The organism is uncultured Thalassospira sp., assembly GCF_963976115.1.
Classification (GTDB): domain Bacteria; phylum Pseudomonadota; class Alphaproteobacteria; order Rhodospirillales; family Thalassospiraceae; genus Thalassospira.
Genome location: NZ_CAXBJJ010000009.1, coordinates 143,299 through 165,053, shown reverse-complemented (window position 1 = coordinate 165,053; position 21,755 = coordinate 143,299). Strand labels below are relative to the sequence as shown.

The 21,755-nt window shown below is 53.9% G+C and carries 15 protein-coding genes; 5 read left to right on the top strand and 10 right to left on the bottom strand.

Annotated elements, in window-relative coordinates:
- Window positions 1-88: 88 nt before the first annotated feature.
- The 3 genes from dxs to AAC086_RS13600 all read left to right on the top strand — a co-directional run bounded on the left by dxs (window position 89) and on the right by AAC086_RS13600 (window position 2,887).
- Window positions 89-2,005: a 1-deoxy-D-xylulose-5-phosphate synthase gene (gene dxs, locus AAC086_RS13610; protein WP_339779352.1), complete on the top strand. Its 1,917-nt coding sequence runs from the start codon at window positions 89-91 to the stop codon at window positions 2,003-2,005.
- 326 nt (window positions 2,006-2,331) lie between these two features.
- Window positions 2,332-2,472, top strand: coding sequence for a hypothetical protein (locus AAC086_RS13605; RefSeq protein WP_339779350.1), 141 nt, complete (start codon window positions 2,332-2,334; stop codon window positions 2,470-2,472).
- Window positions 2,473-2,545: 73 nt separating this feature from the next.
- Entirely contained in the window at window positions 2,546-2,887 is a 342-nt protein-coding gene (locus AAC086_RS13600) for a hypothetical protein (RefSeq protein ID WP_339779349.1), read from the top strand.
- A gap of 439 nt (window positions 2,888-3,326) precedes the next feature.
- Here AAC086_RS13600 and AAC086_RS13595 read toward each other — a convergent pair whose 3' ends face one another.
- The 9 genes from AAC086_RS13595 to dctP all read right to left on the bottom strand — a co-directional run bounded on the left by AAC086_RS13595 (window position 3,327) and on the right by dctP (window position 14,859).
- Window positions 3,327-5,540, bottom strand: coding sequence for a TonB-dependent receptor (locus AAC086_RS13595; RefSeq protein ID WP_339779347.1), 2,214 nt, complete (start codon window positions 5,538-5,540; stop codon window positions 3,327-3,329).
- A gap of 322 nt (window positions 5,541-5,862) precedes the next feature.
- Window positions 5,863-6,645, bottom strand: coding sequence for a glucose 1-dehydrogenase (locus AAC086_RS13590; protein WP_339779346.1), 783 nt, complete (start codon window positions 6,643-6,645; stop codon window positions 5,863-5,865).
- Between the two features lie 54 nt (window positions 6,646-6,699).
- On the bottom strand, window positions 6,700-7,650 hold the full coding sequence (locus tag AAC086_RS13585) for a zinc-dependent alcohol dehydrogenase family protein (RefSeq protein ID WP_339779344.1): 951 nt from the start codon (window positions 7,648-7,650) through the stop codon (window positions 6,700-6,702).
- A 138-nt stretch (window positions 7,651-7,788) separates the two neighbouring features.
- Window positions 7,789-8,775 (bottom strand): quinone oxidoreductase, encoded by a 987-nt coding sequence (locus AAC086_RS13580; protein ID WP_339779343.1) that lies wholly within the window; start codon window positions 8,773-8,775, stop codon window positions 7,789-7,791.
- Between the two features lie 101 nt (window positions 8,776-8,876).
- Window positions 8,877-10,403 (bottom strand): malonyl-CoA synthase, encoded by a 1,527-nt coding sequence (locus AAC086_RS13575; RefSeq protein ID WP_339779341.1) that lies wholly within the window; start codon window positions 10,401-10,403, stop codon window positions 8,877-8,879.
- A 6-nt stretch (window positions 10,404-10,409) separates the two neighbouring features.
- On the bottom strand, window positions 10,410-11,732 hold the full coding sequence (locus AAC086_RS13570) for a malonyl-CoA decarboxylase (RefSeq protein WP_339779340.1): 1,323 nt from the start codon (window positions 11,730-11,732) through the stop codon (window positions 10,410-10,412).
- Window positions 11,732-13,051: a TRAP transporter large permease gene (locus AAC086_RS13565; RefSeq protein ID WP_339779338.1), complete on the bottom strand. Its 1,320-nt coding sequence runs from the start codon at window positions 13,049-13,051 to the stop codon at window positions 11,732-11,734. Before AAC086_RS13565 ends, AAC086_RS13570 begins: the two co-directional genes overlap by 1 nt.
- A 12-nt stretch (window positions 13,052-13,063) precedes the next feature.
- A complete protein-coding gene (locus AAC086_RS13560; RefSeq protein WP_339779336.1) occupies window positions 13,064-13,780 on the bottom strand; it encodes a TRAP transporter small permease in 717 nt (238 codons plus the stop codon).
- Window positions 13,781-13,851: 71 nt separating this feature from the next.
- Window positions 13,852-14,859, bottom strand: coding sequence for a TRAP transporter substrate-binding protein DctP (gene dctP / locus AAC086_RS13555; protein WP_339779334.1), 1,008 nt, complete (start codon window positions 14,857-14,859; stop codon window positions 13,852-13,854).
- Between the two features lie 314 nt (window positions 14,860-15,173).
- Here dctP and AAC086_RS13550 point away from each other — a divergent pair, with 314 nt between their 5' ends.
- Both AAC086_RS13550 and AAC086_RS13545 read left to right on the top strand, forming a co-directional pair.
- On the top strand, window positions 15,174-15,851 hold the full coding sequence (locus tag AAC086_RS13550; RefSeq protein ID WP_339779333.1) for a GntR family transcriptional regulator: 678 nt from the start codon (window positions 15,174-15,176) through the stop codon (window positions 15,849-15,851).
- Between the two features lie 114 nt (window positions 15,852-15,965).
- Window positions 15,966-16,715, top strand: coding sequence for a TlyA family RNA methyltransferase (locus AAC086_RS13545; protein WP_339779332.1), 750 nt, complete (start codon window positions 15,966-15,968; stop codon window positions 16,713-16,715).
- Between the two features lie 82 nt (window positions 16,716-16,797).
- On the opposite strand, the gene AAC086_RS13540 is transcribed toward AAC086_RS13545, so the two are convergent.
- The gene (locus tag AAC086_RS13540) at window positions 16,798-21,564 is read right to left on the bottom strand and encodes an autotransporter domain-containing protein (protein WP_339779331.1); all 4,767 of its coding nucleotides are present in this window, start codon (window positions 21,562-21,564) and stop codon (window positions 16,798-16,800) included.
- Between the last annotated feature and the right edge of the window lie 191 nt (window positions 21,565-21,755).

Sequence of the window (21,755 nt, the reverse complement as noted above, 5' to 3'; positions counted from 1 at the left end):
ATTTTACGGCCCTTGCAATGGGGCCTGTGAAGCGTCACCCTGTTGGAATGATATTCAACGCTGAGAGAACACAAAAATCGAGTTCGGCATGACCCCCTCCAAGACCCCGCTGCTTGACACTGTCACGATCCCGTCAGACCTGCGCAAGTTGCAGCCCGCACAATTGCGTCAGCTGGCCGATGAATTGCGACAGGAAACCATTGATGCCGTTTCGGTTACCGGCGGCCATCTGGGGGCCGGTCTGGGTGTGGTGGAACTGACTGTTGCCATTCATTACCTGTTTGACACCCCGCATGACCGTCTGATCTGGGACGTGGGCCATCAGTGTTATCCCCATAAAATCCTGACCGGGCGGCGCGACCGTATTCGCACTCTGCGCCAGGGCGGCGGGCTGTCTGGTTTTACCAAACGGTCTGAATCCGAATATGACCCGTTCGGGGCCGGGCACAGCTCGACCTCGATTTCAGCCGGGCTGGGTATGGCGGTTGCCAACAAGCTGTCGGATGATGGCCGCAAAAATGTTATTGCCGTGATTGGTGATGGCGCGATGAGTGCTGGCATGGCCTATGAGGCGATGAATAATGCCGCGGCGACCGACCAGCGTTTGATTGTCATTTTAAACGATAACGATATGTCGATTGCCCCGCCGGTTGGGTCGATGTCGGGGTATTTGTCGCGCCTGATTTCGGGCAAAAGTTATCAGGGGTTGCGCAACGCGGCCAAGGGCCTGACCAAACATTTGCCCCGCCAGATCGAGGACGCTGCCCGCAAGATCGAAGAATACACCCGGGGCATGGTCACGGGCGGGACCCTGTTTGAAGAAATGGGTTTCTTTTATGTCGGGCCGATTGACGGGCATAATCTGGATCATTTGTTGCCGGTTCTTAGAAACGTGCGCGATGCCGATCTGGATGGCCCGGTTCTGATCCATGCGGTAACGCAAAAAGGCAAAGGCTATGCCCCGGCGGAACATGCGGCGGATAAATATCATGGTGTTGCCAGGTTTGACGTGGTGACCGGCAAGCAGGCCAAGCCAACGCCCAATGCGCCATCCTACACCAAGGTATATGGCGAAACGCTGGTAAAGCTGGGCCAGAAAGACGAAAAAGTAACCGCGATTACAGCCGCCATGCCGTCGGGCACAGGGGTTAACCTGTTTGCCGATGCGTTTCCGGACCGTTCGTTTGATGTCGGCATTGCCGAACAGCATGCAGTCACCTTTGCCGCCGGTATGGCGTGTGAAGGCTACAAACCGTTTTGCACCATTTATTCGACCTTCCTGCAACGGGGTTATGACCAGCTGGTGCATGATGTTGTGGTGCAAAACCTGCCGGTGCGTTTTGCGCTGGACCGTGCCGGTCTGGTTGGGGCCGATGGTGCGACCCATGCCGGGGTCTATGACCTGGCGTATCTGGGGTGTTTGCCCAATATCGTGTTGATGGCAGCGGCCGACGAAGCCGAACTGGTGCATATGACGACGACGGCATGGTCGATCAATGATCGTCCCTGTGCGTTTCGTTATCCGCGCGGCGAAGGCGTTGGCGTTGAAATACCCGCCGAGGGACAGGTGCTGGAAATTGGCAAAGGCCGCATTCTGCGCGAAGGCAGCAAGATTGCGATTTTGTCTTATGGAACACGCCTTGCAGAATCGTTGCTGGCCGCAGAAGACCTGGCCGCACGGGGCCTTTCGGCAACGGTTGCGGATGCCCGCTTTGCCAAACCGTTAGATGCAGAGCTGATTGCTGATCTGGCACGCAACCACGAAGTGCTGATCACGATCGAGGAAGGATCAATCGGTGGCTTTGGGGCGATGGTGTTACAGCATATGGCCGGGCAGGGCTTGCTTGACCATGGTTTGAAAGTGCGGACCATGGCCTTGCCGGATCGTTTGCTGGACCACGATAAACCCGAAAAACAATATGCCGACGCCGGGCTGGATGCACGTGCCATTGTGCGCACGGCACGCGATGCGCTGGGGCTTTCGGAAAGCAAGGCGCGGGCTTAAAGCACTTTTCCTTTAATATGACCCATTTTTTGCCTGATCCGTGTTCTGAAACGCCGCCAAATCGTATTTGGTGGCGTTTTTCTTTGCCTGTTACGTCGGGGCTGTTGCTTCGCTGTCAGAGCCAAGGTTGCGTTGATTTTGTTTTTCTTTAGTTTTTACTTCATAAAATAAAATAAATTTTTGATTTATGTTTTAAGTATGTCCTTTTGTTTTGAGTTTTCGTAGTATTTTCAGGTGTTTTATTTACAGTTTCATTGACTTTTTTCTTAATTCAGTGCAGTATTCATTTCTTAAGTCAGATTCCTGGCTTTCAAAATGGAGGATGCATGATGAGTTTCCAGAAATTCTCTGCCTCTCAGGACAAAACTTCCACATCTGCTGATGCTGAAAAGGCAAAAGCTGCTCATCCGGTTGACTCGGCAGTGCCGAAGGCAAAACCTGAAGCAAAATCATCCAAAAAAAGCTAGCACGCATTCAACCGGCGAAAGGGGGATTGTCCCCTTTTGCCGCTGTTTGTTCGATATTTCCAAGGTGAAGAAAATGTCAATCACGCGCGTAAGTCACAAGCAGGTTGAGTTTTCCGGGCCCTTTAAATTGAAGGGGCACGACGAAACCTTTCCCCGTGGCGATTATGATGTCGAAACCGAAGAAGAATTGATCGAAGGTGTTTCCTTCCTTGCTTATCGCCGCACGGCGACGTTGTTGCATGTGCTTGGCAAGGCCGGGGCTCGCACATTGCCGATTGATCCCCGAGAACTGGACCGGGCCATTCTCATGGACCGGGGGCAGTGTGATGTTATTGCACCTGTCGCATTGCCGAAACGTGATGCGAAACCTGACGATGCCATTTCCCGGGCCGAAGGCGAAGGAATGCCTGTTTAGGGAGGGTTGCAACGGCCTTTGAACCGCACCTTGTCGATGCGGTGCGTGTGCCGTGGCTAATTCTTGCGGCCAAGGTCGTGTTTGTGTCGATGATAAGGATCGTCACTCTGTCATCCGTTTTCGGAACCGGAACTGTCATTTTATAGGTCGTGAGGGTGTTTGCCCCGACCACAGTGCGGATTTGCAGGCCGTATCCCTTCGTTTACGTTGGGGCGGCCATTGGCGATAAACGGGTGCGTCCTGTTTTTTGCCCGCAAACAGCCCCTGGCACATGAATGCCACTCTTAAAATTTATCCATCATTTCAGACATCCGTTTTTCGGTGGTCGGCATAAATGCCGGTTTTCGCCGTTAAAGCATAGCCGCGCCTGATGGCAAAAGACAAACGCCACCCGGGCAAAACAGGTGGCGTTTGTCTGTGTCGGCCAGGTGCAGGCTGATCAGAAATCAGCGGTCAGTGAAAATTTTGCCGTTAATGGTGCGCCCATCGTCAGATAGCCACCATTTGCCGATGCCCAATAATCGTTGCCGGTAACGTTTTCAACATTGGCCCGCAGGGTTACAGGGTAGTCATACATGTTGGTTTTATAGCGGGCGCCAACATCCAGACGCGTCCATGACGGGATTTCCTGAGTGTTGGTTACGTTGATATATTGTGATGCCGTATGAATGACGCGGGCGTTAAGCGTCGCCCCTTGCATAAAGGGCAGGTCATATTCAACGCCCAGCTTGGCAACATAGTCTGGTACGCCGATAGGGGTATTGCCATTGTTGGTGCCGTTTTGGGTGTCGGTCAGTTCTGCATTTAGTATGGTAAAGCCGCCAAGGATACGTGTGCCTTGAACAGGTTCACCAAACAGCTGAAATTCCAGGCCGCGGTTGCGTTGTTCGCCGTCGGCGGCAAAAGTATTGTTGGCATTTTTATAGGCGGATGGCTTTTCAATCTGGAACAGGGCGACACTGCCGCCGAAACTGCCAAAATCGGCCTTTGCACCAACTTCATATTGTTTGGAGGTGTAGGGGGCAAGTTGTTCGCCGGGATTGGTCAGGGTTGCATCGCTGGCGGCGGAAGCGGCCGTTTCGCCCGGTGAAAGTGATTCCATATAGTTGGCATAGACCGAAACCTGATCGGTCACATTGCCAACAATGCCAACCATCGGGGTATATTCATCGGCATCGTAATTGGTGGTCCGGGCACCACTGGTCAGGTCGAACTGCCGGGTGGTGACGGATTGGCGACGCACACCGCCCGTAACGTGAACGCGATCATCCAGGAAACTGACGGTGTCAGCCAGAAAATAACTGGTCAGATCATTGGTGTTGCGCAGGCCCGGATCGTTCAGATTGCCAGTTGCCGCCCCGATACCAGGATAGCTTGACGGGGTGTCACCATAGATGTTGCTATTAAAGGAAGCAGAGCCAAATGCCCATGCCTGATGGCTTTTGGTTCGCATGGCTGAAGCGCCGATATTCAGTTCGTGCCCGACCGGACCTGTCTCAAATTTGACCCGAGCCCCGGTGATGGCGCTGTTGGTGGTGTCTTCGCGGACGATATTGGAACTGCTATAGGTCGTGCTGCCATCCGTGCCATTGATGGTGGGCGTTGAATAAATGCCGGATTCTTCCATATGGCGCGTGCCGGCTGCCACATAGCCCATGACATATTCGTTAAAGTCATGCTCAACCCGGCCTTGCAGGAAGTCGTCCTGAAGATCGGCCCAAGTGCCATCGGCATTATAATTATGGCGCGCATCCGGTGCGCCGGGGATGCTGGTAAGTGCACTGTTGACGTTGATCGATGTCCGACCGTGGTCAATGTTTTTCTCATTATGCCCGGCATCAACGGTAATCCGGGTATTGTCACCACGATAGTCGAATGAAAGCGCACCGACCTGGCTGTTGCGATTTTCGTCGTCAATGCCGGTTTCGCCGTCGCTATACTTCAAATTGGCGCGAATACCAAACTGGTTGTCTTTACCAAAACGTCGGCCAATATCGATATGACCGCCTGCTTCGCTATCCATGCCATAAGTTGTGGTCAGGCGAGTGACAGGTGCGTCGGTAGCCCGTTTTGGCACAAGGTTGATCATGCCACCAATGCCGCTGCCGCCGGGCGACATGCCATTGATAAAGGCCGACGCACCTTTGGTGACTTCAACACGTTCATACATTGACATGTCGATTAATTGGCGTGGGGCCGTGCCATACAGGCCATCAAGGGCAACGTCGTCGCCGTCCAGAATGAACCCGCGAATCATGTAGCGGTCACCTGATCCGCCATAGCTGTATGATGTTAAAACACCGGGGTCATTGTCAACCACATCGGCCAGGGTGTCGGCTTGCTGGTCATTGATCAGCTGTTCGGTATAAGCGGTGGTGTTGATAGGGGTATCTAAAACATCCTGATTGCCAAGAACCCCGGTGCGTCCGCCGGTTGCGACCTGACCGCCAGCATAGACGGGTGGGGTTGGGTCGCCCGCTTCCTGCTGTGCCTGGCCTTCGACTGTGATGGGATCAAGCTGGATGGTGTCGTCTTTTGTTTTGGTCGTGGATGCTTCCTGTGCCAAAACAGTGCCGCCAGATAGCGCAAGCAGGCTTGCAGATGCGAGAAGGGCCAATCCTAACGGGCCATAGCATTTTGCAGAAAGTGACATATTGGTTCCCCAAGAATTTTGCGCAGGCCTTCGGGCCTGCAAAACGATCCTTCCGATAACATTATTAATAATCAATCGCAATGATAATGATCATGATTATCAGTAGCGATATAAAAGTTCAGTTTTCAATCTTGCGGTTTGTGGAATGTCCCCTTTTACGTGTGGAGAATAGAAGGGTTACGGGGGATTCACGCTTTTTGCATGTGGTCTGGCGTGGAAACAAATAACAGCCCCTGTCGATATTGCCGACGGGGGCTGTTATTTGGTGTTGTTATCTAACAATGCGAACGAGTCGCATATGCGGGGAGGGATAGCCCTGGCGTTAATCCTGATAGATCATTTTATGGGTCATACCGCCATCAATGCGCAGGGTTTCACCGGTGATGAAGCCGGACTTTTCACCATCCAGCAAAAAAGCCACAGCATGGGCGATATCATTGGGGGTGCCAACGCGCCCGGCGGGATGTTGCTTTTTATCACTTTCGCTATGTGCGGGCTGTGTTTTGGTTGCGGCTTTTTTCCAGTCGCCAACCTCGATCCAGCCCGGTGCAATGGCATTAACGCGGACATCACCCGAAAGGCTAACAGCCATGGCATGGGTTAGCGATACAAGCCCGCCCTTGGTCGCGGCATAGGCTTCGCTATTGGCTTCGGACTGAAAGGCGCGGGTCGATGAAATATTGACGATGGCGCCGTTATGTTTGCGCAAATGCTGGGTGGCATGTTTTGCCACCAAAAAGGCCCCGCCCACATTAACATCGATCACGTGACGCCAGGCCTGCCAATCGAGATGTTCAAACGATCCGTTATCGGGGTTGGCAATTCCGGCATTGTTAACCAGTCCGTCAATGCGGCCAAACCGGTCAATCGTACGTTGCACGGCAATGGCAACATCCTGTTCATCGGTCACGTCCCCGGCAAAAAACAGGCAGCGGGTTCGGCTTTTTTCGTCCAGGGCATCCATGGCTTCGCGCCCGGCTTCTTCATCAAGGTCAAACATCATGACTTTCCAGCCATTATTTAACAAATGCTGGCTGATGCCCAACCCCAGCCCTTGTGCGCCGCCGGTAACGAAGGCAACCTGTGCGTGGTTTTTCTCGTTCATAAATGCTTCCTTGTGGGGTTTGGGTGGGGTTTTTGCCATATGGTGTTAAGATGTTTAAAACTGCAAAACCGGTTTTTCGGCCCGGCCTGGCTGGTTGAAATAGTTAATTGCTGCGCGCCAGTCGGCAAAATCGTAAATCGCCAGCGGCGGCAGAGATGTTTCGCGTAATAGCGGCCAAAGCTGATTAAACCAGCCCTGCCATTTTGCCGCAGACACCGTTTCAAGCCGGTCACGGATATGAAAGCGGTGGATTTTGGCCTGGGCATTTTCGGGCAGGGCAAACAGTTTACCCGAAAGCAGCCCGTAAGATACCAGCGACGACCCCCGGGGCATATGGCCCAGCAGCAGCCGGGCAAGATCACCCCCCACGGCATCAAAAACAATGTCGGTCCAGGCGGCAAGGGTTTCGATGGACGATGCGTCTGTCATGTCGATGGGGGTGGCACCAAGGGCTTTTGTTTCCACCTTGCGCGACGGGCTGCGATATATGCCATGTACTGATGCGGCCCCGTGTTTTTGCGCCCATTGCATTAATAACCCGGCACAGGATGACCCCGCAGCGGTGATGACAACGTGTTTGTTCTTTACCGGCCAAAGATCAAGCATCAGCCACGCGGCCAGCGGGTTGATATAACCGCGCAGGGCGATATCATCGGTGATATCGTCGGGGACGGCAACCATCCATGTTGGGTCGGCATCGACATTGGTTTGCCATGTGCCGTTGGCGCGCAGCGGTAAAACACGCTGCCCCACCCCAAACGGGCAGGCACTACCTGCTGATTTTTCGGCAATGATCCCCAGTCCTTCGTATCCGGCAATTTGCGGCGGGCTGATCCGGTGACGATAGGCACCTGTGACCGGAATCAGATCAGACGGGTTGATGGGGGCTGCGAGCATGTGCACGCGGACAAGGCCCGCAGGCAATGCCGCCACCGGGGCCGTTTCAAGGGTTAGAACATCAATCGGGTCGCCAAATTGGCGATACCATAGGGCCGAACGGGTCATTCACATGCTGCCTGTTGCCAAAATTCCGGGTGCCAGCCTAACGGGTTTGCAAGCCAACAGCCAGTATGATCCCCGATGCTGAAATCGACAGACATCGGGGAATGGAGATCAGGCAGGAAAAGTGCCGATAGAGTGTGATCACGGGATCAGCAAAATGGCCCCGGCGCTGGCCCGGCTTTCGGCCATTTCATGGGCATCGGCAGCGTTTTCAAGGGAAAACCGTGCCCCAATGGCGACTTTGACATAGCCCCGGCCAATGGCATCAAACAAATCGGCGGCATTGGCGCGAAAGCGGTCTTGTGCCGCATTATGCGGAAAAACCGATGGCCGGGTTAAAAACAGACAGCCTTTTTTATTGAGTATTTCCGGCGCAATATCGGGGGCGGGGCCAGATGCCGCCCCGTAAAGCACAACCATGCCAAATGGCTGCGCCAGGTCGAGCGAGTGCAGGAATGTATGTTTGCCGACCGCGTCATACACCACACGGGCCTTGCGCCCGTTTGTCGCACTCAGCAAGGCTTCTGCCCAGTTTTCAGTACGGTAATTAATGGCAATGTCGCACCCGGCATCTCGTGCGATGGCGCATTTTTCATCCGACCCGGCGGTGCCAACCACAAATGCCCCCAATGCCTTGGCCCAGCGCGACAGGATTTGCCCAACACCCCCTGCGGCAGCATGAACCACCACCATGTCACCAGCCTGAACCGGGCAGGTGTGTTTTAGCAAATATTGCGCTGTCATCCCTTTAAAAATCAGGGCGGCGGCGTCTTCGTCCGAAATATTATCGGGCAGGGGAACAACCTTGTTCGCACTGACATTCCGCATATCGGCATAGGCGCCCGGCCCGGCATTCATATAGGCAACCCGGTCGCCGACGCCAAAATCGGTGACGGTACTGCCAATCGCATCAATAACCCCGGCAGCTTCATGGCCCAGCGGGCTGGGCAAGGGCAGAGCATAGGCCCCGCTGCGCTGATAGACATCGATATAATTAAAACCAATGGCCGTATGGCGAATACGCACTTCATCCGGTCCGGGTTCAGCCAAAGGCACGGTTTTTAACCGCATGTTCCGGGCGGGGCCCGGGGTGTCGATCTGGATCTGGCGGGCGTGCAAAGCGGTCATGATCTGTGTCTCCGCGAATGAAAGGGCCATAAAGGAAAAGTGCTTTAATGCGACGATCAATGCACGCTTTGCCGGTAACTCGACGATAAATCACCTGGAAGTCAGTTTTTGCCCCCGGCAAAGGTATCGGCATACTGGGCGCGCAACTGGGCCTTTTGCACTTTGCCCATGGTGTTGCGCGGCAACTCATCAATCGTCCAGATCCGCTTTGGCACCTTGAATTTTGCCAGTTTGTCCTGGGTGCGTTTGATAATTTCCTGTTCGTCAAAGCCGTTGGTGCTGGCCGGGACGATGACGGCGGCAACCGCTTCGCCAAAGTCGGGATGGGGCAGGCCAAATACCGCCACTTCGCCGACTTCGTCATAGTCGCCAATAATTTCTTCGACTTCCTTGGGATAGACGTTAAACCCGCCCGAAATGATCAGATCCTTGTCGCGACCTACAATGGTGACATAGCCGTCATCGCCCAGTGTTGCCAGATCGCCGGTAATAAAGAAGCCATCGGCGCGAAATTCCGACGCGGTTTTTTCCGGCATTTGCCAATAACCCTTAAACACGTTCGGGCCACGCACTTCGAGCACACCAATTTCGCCATGCGGCAAAATATTGCCATCCTTGTCGCAAACGCGGGCTTCGATGCCGGGCAGGGTTGGGCCAACGGCACCGGGGCGGCGTTCGCCGTCTAACGGGTTGGATGTGTTCATACAGGTTTCGGTCATGCCATAACGTTCAAGAATTTTATGGCCGGTGCGTTCAAAAAACTGATCGTGGGTTTCCGCCAGAAGCGGGGCCGAACCCGATACAAACAGCCGCATGTTTGACGTCACATCGCGGTTAAAATCGGGATGGGCCAAAAGGCGGGTATAAAAGGTGGGAACCCCCATCAGCACAGTTGATTTTGGCAGGCGTTCAAGAACATCGTCCGCGTCGAATTTTGACAGCAAGATAATTTTGCCGCCATTGAGCAGCATGATATTGACCGCCACAAACAGCCCATGGGTATGAAACAGCGGCAGGGCATGCAGCAAAACATCATCGGGTTTGAAACCCCATGCCGTGTGCAGCGTCATGGCGTTTGATGTCAAATTACCGTGGCTGAGCATTGCGCCTTTGGACCGGCCGGTGGTGCCTGATGTGTACAATATGGCGGCAATATCATCGCTGGCGACATCGGCAATTTCGCTAAGCGCATCGGCACTGGCGGCTTCGTCATTCAGGGTGCCATCGCCCATTGTGCCAAGTGTGAGCACAGCCGCCACATCATTTTGCCCGGCCAGGGTTTGCGATGTTTCAAGCCGGTCGGGGCGGCAAACAAAAACGCGCGGCGCAGCATCGCCAAGGAAATAGGCAATTTCATCGCCGGTATAGGCAGTGTTTAGCGGCAAATGAATGGCGCCAAGTTGCAGGCAAGCCAGATACAGCGCAATCACATCGGATGATTTATCGACCTGAACGGCAACGCGGTCGCCTTTGATCACACCATGGCGGGCCAATACCGTGGCATAGCGCCCGGTGCGGTCTAAAAGGTCGGCAAAGCTGACGTTTGATCCGTCATATTCGGTCAGGAAAGGGGCTGAGCGATCGGCCGGGAACCGTTTGATGAATTCTAAAAGCAGGTTTTCTGACATGGGAGGCTATCCTTGGTTACCGGCAAGCTGCGACACGGCACGCGATACGGCGATTTTGCCGTCATTAACAAGTGATTCGTGGTTTCGTTCAATATTATCAAGATGGTAGGCGTAATTCACCATTAAACCGCCCGCCTGGCGCAGGCCTTTGGTTGAAATGTCGCCCATCCAGTTCAGGCGTTCGAGGCGTGCGCCGTTGCCCAGATGAAAGCGGGCCGTTGGGTCCAGCGGTGATTTGCCACGTTTGGCATGGGCCAGATACCGTGCACAAAGCTGCATGGCGGGTTTCTTCAGGGCATCGGCCCGGGCCGGGTCGGAAACCCAGCTGTCATCTTCCATGGCGACCAAGATGTCGGCGGCCTGTTTGGCGTCGTCACTATCGGATTTTTGCCGGGTACGCAGCCAGCCCATAAAGCCGGGGATCGGCGAGAGGGTGGCGAACTGGTCGAGCTTGGGAAATTCGCGTTTGAGTTCCTCGACCACCTGTTTGATCAGGAAATTACCAAACGAAATGCCGCGCAACCCGGACTGGCAGTTGCTGATGGAATAGAAAATGGCGGTATTGGCTTTGGATTGGGCCGTTTCATCAATTTCAGGGGCCAGCAGGGCCTGCACACTGTCGGCCAGCCCATGCACCAGGGCCACTTCAACAAATATCAGCGGGTCGTCGGGCATGGCAGGGTGGAAAAAGGCAAAACATTTGCGATCATCGGCAAGGCGGCGGCGCAAATCGTCCCAGCCCTGAATTTCGTGAACCGCTTCATAGCGGATCAGTTTTTCCAGGATCGATGCCGATGTTTCCCAATCGATATGACGCAATTCCAAAAAGCCACGGTTAAACCAGCTGGTCAGCAAATGCTGCATATCGGCATTTAACGGTTCAAGGTGGCGGTTGGTTTTGATCAGGTTGAGCAACGCATCACGCATATCGACAATGGCGCGCGTGCCGCCTGGTGCCATGTTGATCCGGCGCAGCAATTCCTGACGGGCCGGTTCCGATGCCCGGGTTAACGCGGCGAGGTTTTCTTCGTTCGGATCGGCTTTGAAGGCATCGGATGCGGCAATGACGCTATCCTTGTTCGCGGAAAATTGGTTTTGCATCATTTCGAAGAAACGCAAATGGTCTTCTTGCGCCAGATTTTCCCAGCCGCGCACAACCTCGCGGGCAAGGGCGGTGCCACGCGCCTCGCCCTTTTGCGACACCAGATCATGGCACAAGGTCGCAAGGCGCAGGAACGGGTCCTGTGGTGTGCTTAAGGGTAAATCAAGCAGTTCTCGCCCGCGATCGGCAATGGATGAAATCCAGTTACGGACAGAAATTCCAGACATTAGCGGCCTCCTCCGATCATGGCATTGGGCAACCAAGTGGCAATTTCAGGGAAGATGCACAAAATGACGATGGCAACAATCATGCAGCCCACATAGGGCATCGCCCCTTTAAGGATGGTTTGCAGGCGAATGTCAGGCGCAATGCCGTTAATCACATACAGGTTCAACCCAACCGGCGGCGTGATCAGGCCGATTTCCATGTTGATCGTCAAGATGACGGCAAACCAGTAGGGATCAAAACCGGCACTGATGATAACAGGCAAAAGGATGGGCGCAGACATCAAAATTACGGCAACCGGCGGCAGGAAAAAGCCGCTGATCAGCAGGAATATATTGATAAACGCCATCAAAACCCAGCGATTAACATCAAGATCGGAAATCCAGAGGGCAATTGACTGGGTGATGAACAGGCTCGATAACATATAGCTAAATAAACCTGCCGCGCCAATGATCAGAAGGATCATGACCGATTCACGGGTGGTATCGCGCAGGATGTGCCACAGTTTGGTCGGCTGCCACATCCGGTACACCACAACCGCTGTTAAAAGGCAGAACAGCGCGCCCACACCAGCCGTTTCCGACGGTGTGGCAACACCGCCATAAAGGGCAAACAGAACGGCGGCAATAATCACCAGAAACGGCAGGATACGCGGCAGGATTTCAAACTTTTCTTTCCAGCTATAGGAAACAGATGCCAGTGCTGTGCCCGCATGGCCCTGATGCCAGGTGGAATAAAGCGACCAGATCATGAACATAGCGGTAAGCATTAACCCCGGCATCAAACCGGCCAGAAACAGCCGCCCGATCGAGGTTTCGGTCGAAATGCCGTAAATGATCATGGTGACGCTGGGCGGAATCAGAATGCCCAATGTGCCGCCTGCGGCAATGGAGCCTGCGGCAACCGTATCGGGGAAACCGCGCTCGCGCATGGCGGGAATGCCCATTTTGCCAATGGCCGCACAGGTGGCTGGCGACGAGCCCGACAGGGCCGAAAAAATGGCACAAGCGCCAAGGTTGGAAATCACCAGTCCGCCGGGCACACGGGTTAACCAGCGATCAAGGGCTGAATAAAGGTCGCCCCCGGCGCGTGACGAGGCCACAACCGCGCCCATTAGAATAAACATGGGAATGGCCAGAACTTCGAAGCTGTCGAGTTTGCCAAAGAGAATTTCGGGCAAAAGCGGCAGCGAACCGACGCCGTCAAAAATCATGATAAAGCCGACACTGATCACCAGAAGGCCGATGCCCACGGGAATGCCTGAAAACAGAACCAGTGTGGTTGAAATGCCGACAAGGGCAGCAAGAAGCAAGGGGTCCATCAGGTGCTCTCCTTATACGGCGTCTTCGGGAATATCAAACGGGGTGGTGCGATTGGTTATCAGGCCGGCAAGATCGGCGGCAAATTGCAAAAACAGCAGGCAAAAGCCGATGGGAAGCGCGCTATAGGGTTTCCACAGGGCAACACCCCATACTGTTTCCGAACGCCAGCCGCCACTATGGGCATCGATAACCAGTTCGATACCGTAAAAGCCGAACAAACCGCTGATCGCCAGGCCCAAAAGCAAAATGACAACCGCCAGGATTTTGCGATTGCTGCGTTTCAGATACATCGGCAGCAAATCGACATTCACATGGCCGCGGATCATTTGCACATAGGGCAGGCCGATCAGGGTGGCACCGATCATAAGGAAAATGACGGCTTCGGTTTGCCAGACGGTGGAGGCATTAAGCACGTAGCGCATAAAAACCAGTTGGCAAATGATCAGCATGGCGATGGTGAACATGCCCGCTGATGCCGCGCCACAAATTTTTGACAGCAGATGAACGCCGTGGATGAACGCCCCGACCGGGCCGCCTGTGGGGGGTGTTACCTGATCAGAACGCGCTGTTGAATTTTGCGATGTCGGCGATTTTTCCGGCAGCGGTTCAATATCGGGCGGAGGCGGAAAGGGGGAATTTGAAGATTTGGTCTGCACAATCCGGGTACTCCCGTGCGGGTCGGGCATGTCAATCGGAAGCGACGGGGAATGAAGGGCTGCGTTGCTCACGCGTGGCCTCCTTATGCAAGATCGCTTGTCGGGAAATCCGGCGCCGCACCCTGTGCGACGCCGGAAAAACATCATTTTACCGACAGGGCGAGATCAAGAAGTTCCTGACCACCCGGGGTTTCCTTGACGAATTCGGTATAAGAGGTTTTCTTTGCCAGATCCTGCCATTTCTGGAAGTCTTCGTCGGTCAGATCGGCAATTTCAACGCCGTTTTCCTTAAAGACATTTACGCTGGTTGCATCTTCAGCACGGCCTTCAGCGTCATAATAGGCTTCGGCTTTTTTCGCTGCCGCCGCCAGGGCATCTTTCTGCGCATCGTTTAGCGCATCATAGCTTTTCTTCGACATCAAAACCGGCTGATACATGAACCACAGGGCATTGGCACCCGCCGGGGTATAGCATTTGACCTGTTCGTAAATGCGATAGGAAACGAAGCTCGATGAACTGGTGTTGGTGGCATCAAGAACGCCGGTCTGCATTGCCGGATAAATTTCCGAGCTGGGCATGGCCGCGATCGAGGCACCAGCACCTTGCAACATCTGTTCAAACGATTTACCCGCAGCACGAATTTGCAGGCCCTTTACATCGTCAGGGGTGCGAATGCAGCCCTTGGTCGAAGCAAAACCGCCCGCCAGCCAGCCATGCGCAACTGTAACAACGCCGCTGTCATTAAGGATTTTTTCCAGACGCGCCATAAATTCGGATTTGTTCATCCGGTTGGCGTGGTCGTGGTTTTTGATCAGGGCGGGCATCAGGGTCAGATTGAATTCAGGATGACGGCCACCGGCATAGGCCAGCGGGTAGACAATCATGTCAAGCTGGCCGCGTTCCATCGGGGTCCATTGTTCTTTGGCCTTGAACAGCGAACCGGACGGGAAAATCTGGATTTCCAGATCAACATTGGCCGCTTTAACTTCGTTGGCAATGATTTCGGCAACCTTGTTGCGAACATCGCTGGTGGACCATTGGTGTGACAGTTTAAGCGTGGTGGCCGAGGCAATGCCCGACAGGCCAAAGGCGGTGGCGGCCAGGGCAATAGCGGCCACAGATGCTTTCAGAGATGCATTAAAAATCTTCATCAATTCCTCCCGGATGAAGTTGCGTTTCATAAAATCGCAATGCGCGTTAGGCGCTTTTTTGTTGTGACGTTTTCGCCATAAAAGAAAGCGTTACAGATTTCTGGCATGCTGTCTATCTGTTTTTGTATACCAGATTGGCCTTTTGCAATGCCACATTGGAAATGCAGGCTGAATTGCTGGAAAAGGCTGTTTAAAAAGAACGTTCATTTTGCATCGCAGCGCAAATGACGGCATTTCAGGGGCTGAATTTCTTTGAAACGCACAGAAATATGTGTTCTGGTATACCACGCTGCGGCTTTTATGGAGGATGCCTGATGGCGCGAAATGGCAAACTGGCAGAAGATCTGGTGCAGGCACTGGAGCGTGATATCGTTACCGGTATGTTGCAGCCGGGCGACCGTCTGGATGAACGCGGCCTAAGCGAACGGTTCAATGTGTCGCGAACCCCGGTGCGTGAAGCCCTGCAATCGCTGGCGCGCAGCGGGCTGGTGGCAACATTGCCCCGCCGTGGCACTGTTGTGGCATCTATTACGGTGGGTGAACTGATCGAAATGTTTGAGGTGATGGCTGAACTTGAAGCCATGTGCGCCAGGCTGGCCGCACGGCGCATGGCCCGGGTGGATATTGACCGGCTTAATGAACTTTCGGCTGAATGCGATGCCCTGCGCGAACAGGTGGATGTCGATGCCTATTACGCGGCCAATGTGCGTTTTCACGAGGCGATCTATGCCGGGTGCCGCAATTCGTATCTGGAACGCCAGACCAAAATTGTGCGCAACCGGTTATCGCCTTATCGGCGCTTGCAATTGCATCGCCCGGGGCGGGTTGAAAAATCCAACAACGAACATGCCGAAATTCTCGACGCGATTGCTCGTGGCAAGGCCGACCTGGCCGCCGATTTGATGCGCGCCCATTTGGCCGTACAGGGCGAGGCGCTGAACGATTTGCTGGCAATGGTGCCGCGCGCCTATCTTGAACCCCTGGCAAGTTAAGGGGAAAAGGCGGCACAGTCCTGGCCGCCATTATTTAGCAATTGAAAATCAGGTTTGATAAAAATCACGCAATCCGGGGCGTGATTTTTCCGCGCAGGTGCGCTACAAACCGGCATGGCAAAAAAACGTTTGGATCAGATGCTTGTCGACCGCGGTATGGTCGAAAGCCTTGGTAAAGCCCAGGCCCATATTATGGCCGGGGATGTTTTTACCCGCGAGCAGCGCCTGGATAAACCGGGCATGCAGGTGCGCGATGACATATCGCTGACCCTGCGCGGGCAGCCCCATCCGTGGGTGTCGCGCGGTGGGCTGAAACTGGAAAAAGGACTGGCCGAATTTGCCATCGATGTCACCGGGTTTACCGCCATTGATGTGGGCTGTTCGACGGGCGGTTTTACCGATGTGTTGCTGCAAAACGGGGCGGCAAAGGTTTATGCCATTGATGTCGGGCAGGGCCAGCTGGACTGGAAACTGCGCAATGACGACCGCGTTGTGGTGATGGAAAAAACCAATGCCCGCCATATCACCGCAGAACATATTACCGACCCGGTTGATATTGTCGTGTGCGATGCCAGCTTTATTGGCTTGCGCACCGTTTTACCCGCCAGCCTCGATTTTGTGAAACCGGGCGGTTATCTGGTGGCGCTGATCAAGCCGCAATTCGAGGTCGGCAAGGACCGGGTTGGTAAAAAAGGCGTGGTACGTGAACCTGAACTGCATCAGGAAGTGTGCGATATGATATCGAACTGGCTGGCCAATGTGCCGGGCTGGCGGGTGCTGGGCATTGCGACCAGCCCGATCACCGGCCCCGAAGGCAATGTTGAATTTTTAATTGGCGGGTGCAAGGATTTGCCGGTCAGGTGAAACCGGCCTTCATGCAGAATTTGCACGAAGGCCGGGTTTTTTGTTTATGTCTGGCTGCCTGCCAGTTTATCGATCTATTGGTTTACCATTCAAAACGGCCACCAAGGACAAAGCTGTGTTCGGTCTGTTTGGCACCGAAAGACGGATTGTAGCTGGCGAAAGCCTGTAAGGATTCACCAAATTTCATTGCTGTGCCGATTTTGGCGGTCAGCATATTCCGGTCTTTCGGCGTGCCGTTAACGGCAAAGTCGCTGCCGCCGCTGGTGAAATGCAGGGTGCTGGTGTTGTCGGTCGCGCCGATATGATGTTTAAGGGCCAGTCCCAGTTGCGGCAGCAATTGTTTATTGTTGCCAATATCGTATTGGCTTGAAAATCGCACGCCGACTATGGATGTTCCCACAAGATCGGTGTCGTCATCGCGCCCCAGATTGGCACCTGGCGCGCCGGTTTCGGTAAATTCCCCCAGATATTGTTGCAGAACCGAGGCAGAGACATAAGGCTCGAACCACATGTTCTGTTCAACCTGAAAAGTCCGGGCCAGTTCGGCATCCACCGACAGGCTCTGGTCGGTATAATCAGCCTTTGCGGTCTGGTCAAAGCCGCCAATTTTGAGGTCGCGGCGACTGTCAGAGGCAACCTGGCTCCAGGCAAGCTGGGCGCTGGCACGCCAGTCATTTTTGCGATATTCGCCATACATTCCGGCAGTAAAGGTGTCTGTATCAATACGCGAGCGAATCGCGGTCTGTTCGCTGTTGCCGTTGATATAGCCAAAGAACGCGCCAAGCGTAATTTCCGGGGTTATCGCAGTGTCATAGCCGCCAATGATGCCAAGCCAGTCATAATTTGTTTTCACCGATTCACCATCGGCATCGATAATGCCTTTCCCGCCAACTGTTTGCGACCACAAACCGTTCGGGGCCCTGTCGGACGAGGATGTTATTGACGTATTGGACAATCCCAGCGAGGCGCCAAGGGGTTGGGTAATATCAATCAAGCCCTGGGGTTGGGCAAAACCCGCCATTTGCGCCGTCGAAAAGGACAACCCGGCCTGGCCGCCGGAATTTGCCGATGTGCGCAAGGCGGTCAGACGGGTGCCGACCTGCTGGCCGACCTGCTGGTTCAGATTGACACTGGCCTGTCGGGTGATCGGATAGATATTGCCGGTAAGCTGGGTATAGGCTTCCTGCACCGCGGCTTCGGACAGGGACAGAATATTATTGAGCAAATTGTCTGCACCCTTGAGGGAGCTCAGAACAACGGCGACTGATTTCTGGTTGGGGGTTTTTGCAATATCGGCATAGCCCGACGTGTTGCGCTTGAGTGTCAGCGAAACATCGTTGCCGGTACCCGCCGCATAATCGACACTGGCATCGTAAAAGGCCAGATCATCTGTTACGGACGCAAAAGTGCCGGTAATCGCAGATGAACCCTGATTTTCGATGATCACCTGGGCATATTCGTTTTGTGCAAAGTCGCCTTGCAAACCGGCAATCGAAAGGTTTGCGTTACCGATATTGACCGTGCCGCTATTTTGAACAATGACCTTGTCCATACTTCCCGTATCATTCACCTCGATCTTGAGGGTCCCCCCACTGCTGAGCGTGTAATTGCCATTTACAGTTTGGGTGCCGACGGTGTTGTTGCCCGGCGAGTGAACGCCGCCAGACATCACCGCTAGCGCACCAATCGTACCGCTGCCGCCAAATGTGCCGGCATTGTTTACCAGAACCGAGGACGCCGCATTGGTGCCATTGGCCCAAAGGGCCCCCTGGTTGATTGTTGTGGCGCCGGAATAGGTATTGTTTCCACTCAGGTACAATTGACCGGTTCCTGTTTTGGTCAAAGAGCCTGTGCCTGAAATAATCCCTGAAAGGGTCAGCGCGGTATCGACAGCCGTGTTAACGGTACTTTCCGTGCTCGCATTAAGGGTCGCATTTTGTGAAGTTGTAAAGGTGGCGGTACTTGCGAGCGTACCGCCATCCAGAACAAGGCTTCCGCCGCCAAGGTTGGTCTGGGAAGCTGCCGACAGCGTGCCGCCAGAAACGGTCATTGTGCCGGTAAAATTGGTGTTGTTGCCTGACAGGGTTGTGTCACCGGCAAGAATCCTGATTGCCCCGGCACCGGAAATGTTGGAAGTAAAATCGTAATCCTCTGTCGTGTGCTTGAACACAAGGGTGCCTGTACCGCTGCCAAAAACGACATTGGTTGCTTCGACAATACCGGCGGCCGCTGCCGGATCACTGCCATCTGCGGCACCGATATTCAAAGTACCCGCTGAGCCACTGGCATAAGCGATATGGATATTGCCCGACGAGCCGGTAACCTTGACTTTACCGCCGTTGGACAGCGTGGCCGTTCCCGCCCCCTGATAACCAATCATGGTATAGACGCTTGATTCAACGTTCGATCCGGCTCCGTCGATAACAAGGGTCCCGGCGGAATTCGTTATAAAGCCTGCAATAACCTTTTGTACGCCGGTTATTGACCCGCCTTCCGTCACGGAGGTGATGGCATCGGTGCCATAGGTGCCGATGCTCAGATAATAATATTCGGTGCCATATTTGGTGCCATCGTTGGTCATTTTCAATGTCGTGTTGGTACCAGATACGTTCAGCCTGCCGGTTGACCCAACGCCGGACCCAACCTCGATACGCTGACCCGTTTCAAAGATGGCACCACCAGAAATATTGAGCGTACCGTTGCCATTTGCGCCGATAACCAGGGCCGCATCGACCAAATCAACAAAGGTTCCGCTATCCGAGACGTCGAGTTTTGCTGTTGTGCCACTGTCCTGTCCAATGGTAATGCCTTCGGCGATTGTGGATGTGGCGGATTCCTTGATATAAAGTTCTCCGTTTCCTCCTTGCGCACCAATGACGATACCGCTGTCGGTGCTCAGTTGGCTGCCCGATCCCGACACCGTCACAATACCAGTTTTGCCTTCCTTGGGCAGGCCGATAAGTAAAGACTGATCAGCATGGAAATGGGCGCCGTTCAGAATTTTCAAGGAGCCATTATCAACCCGAACAGAGTTGGTTGTGTTTAGTCTGGTCCCCTGGCCTGTTAATGTGAGGTTGCCAGTTACGGATGCGGGTGCATCAACTGTCGGGTCGAAGCTTCCAACAATCAGATTGTCGATATTTAAAACTGCTCCGTTCCGTGCGGTAACTGAGGGTCCGTCCTGACTTTCCCCCCCAATGAACAACCCGACGGCAGTTGTGGTGGTGTTGTCTAATGTCAGGCCGCCATTTCCAACTTTGATGTAATTATAGGTTTGGTTCTGGCTTAAGGTCAGATTTCCTGATCCCTTTTTTTCCATGTGAACAGGGGTTGCAGTATTGGTAATCGTACCTGAAAGTTCTGCATTTCCGCTCAGCACTTCTATTGAAAATGTTGCATCTGTCAGATCAATGGCATTGCTGATATTGACGCCATCGGCAAGGCCCAGTGTGCCGCCGCTTACGGTCAGTTTGGATGTTCCGATGGCTGTGCTTGTGCCCAGTGTCAGGGTGCCGCCTTCAAGGGCAACATTGCCGCTAAAGCTGCTGCTGTTTCCGGTCAGGCGGGTTGTTCCGGCTATGTTGCGGATCGTGCCTTTGCCGGATTCCTTCGACGTCAGGGCGTTTTCGAATTCAAAATCCGTATCAGTGTGGTTGAAAATGATTGTACTGGTGCCCGCGTAGAACTCGATGCCGTTGGTGGCCGTAACCGTGCCTGCAGCAACGGCGGTACTGTTGGCATCGGCGCCAATATTCAGGGTGCCGTTTGCATCTGCGGTAAAGCCCATCCGCAAAACATCGGCCATAGAGAATGTGGCACCGTTTTGAACCGTGATGGTGCCGGTACCGTCTACGCCGATATAGCCCTTGCCAGAAAAGGTGTCCGATATGGACGACAGTTTGGTGTCGCTTCCAGTCACAAGAATGCTGCCGGTAGAACCAAGATCATTGCCGACCCCGACGGTGGATGCCCAAACCTGCGCACCGCCCGAAATGGTCAGTTCACCGGTGTTATTGCTGGGACCATTGCCGTTGCCGCCAACATACAGGGCCAAGTGGGCGTTCCAGGTGGTGTTTTCACCCGTCACGGTCATCGAAGCCGTGTTTCCGACACCATCACCATTGACGTAACCTGCATCTGATTCCAGGGTTGCACCGTCCGAGATTGTTGCCGTGCCGGACTCCACACTGAAAAATCCGTCGGCACTTTCAAAACTCGCCGGTGTTTCGCTATGTGCCGTGCCGATTTTGATATTTGTGCCGCTATCTGAAGCGGTAAAGGTGGCGCTGTTAAGGTAAATTCCGCCAGCGACTGTTTCAAGTCCGCTGCCATCCTTGACTTCAAATGTTCCCTTTTTGAAGGAGATATGCGATTGCGACGTCAGTTTCGAGCCGGTACCTGTAATGTAAATGGATCCTGTTCCGCTGTCGGTGGCGGTTTTGACCTGAACGGCGGATACGGCACCGCCCTGGGATATATTCAGGGTTCCCGTTCCCTTGTATCCGATCAGCAATGCCGTACCACTGTCATTCCAGACCGCGTTGGGGCCAGTCACATTGGCTGTTCCGATCGCGCCTCTATCGGTTCCGATGAAAGTTTCTTTTGCCGTTGAACCTGTATTGGTGCCGCTATTCAGGGTTGTTCCCGTGCCGATATTCAGGACGGCCGCGCCGGAATTAAGGGCGGAACCTACTTCCAGATAATCGTAGTTTTCCGTGCCCGAGACAGTATGTGTACCGGCATTGATAACGAGATCGGCAGCCTGTGCCGTTCCGTGCAAAAAGAGAAGATCCGTTGCGGCGGATGCCAGTAAAACAAGTGTTATTCTCTTGCATGATGAATTGAACATGTTTTCCCCCCATAAACCATGATCTCGGCATCGTCATAATGGTAATCTGTAAGTAAATGGTCTTCCGAATATGCCGTTGTTCACAGAGCGTAAAATTTCATATGCAATGGCGCAGAATTTCGTGGTCATTTTGATATGACCCCAATTCCACGGCAGAAACGATAATTACAGATCCCAGGTGTGACAATTTT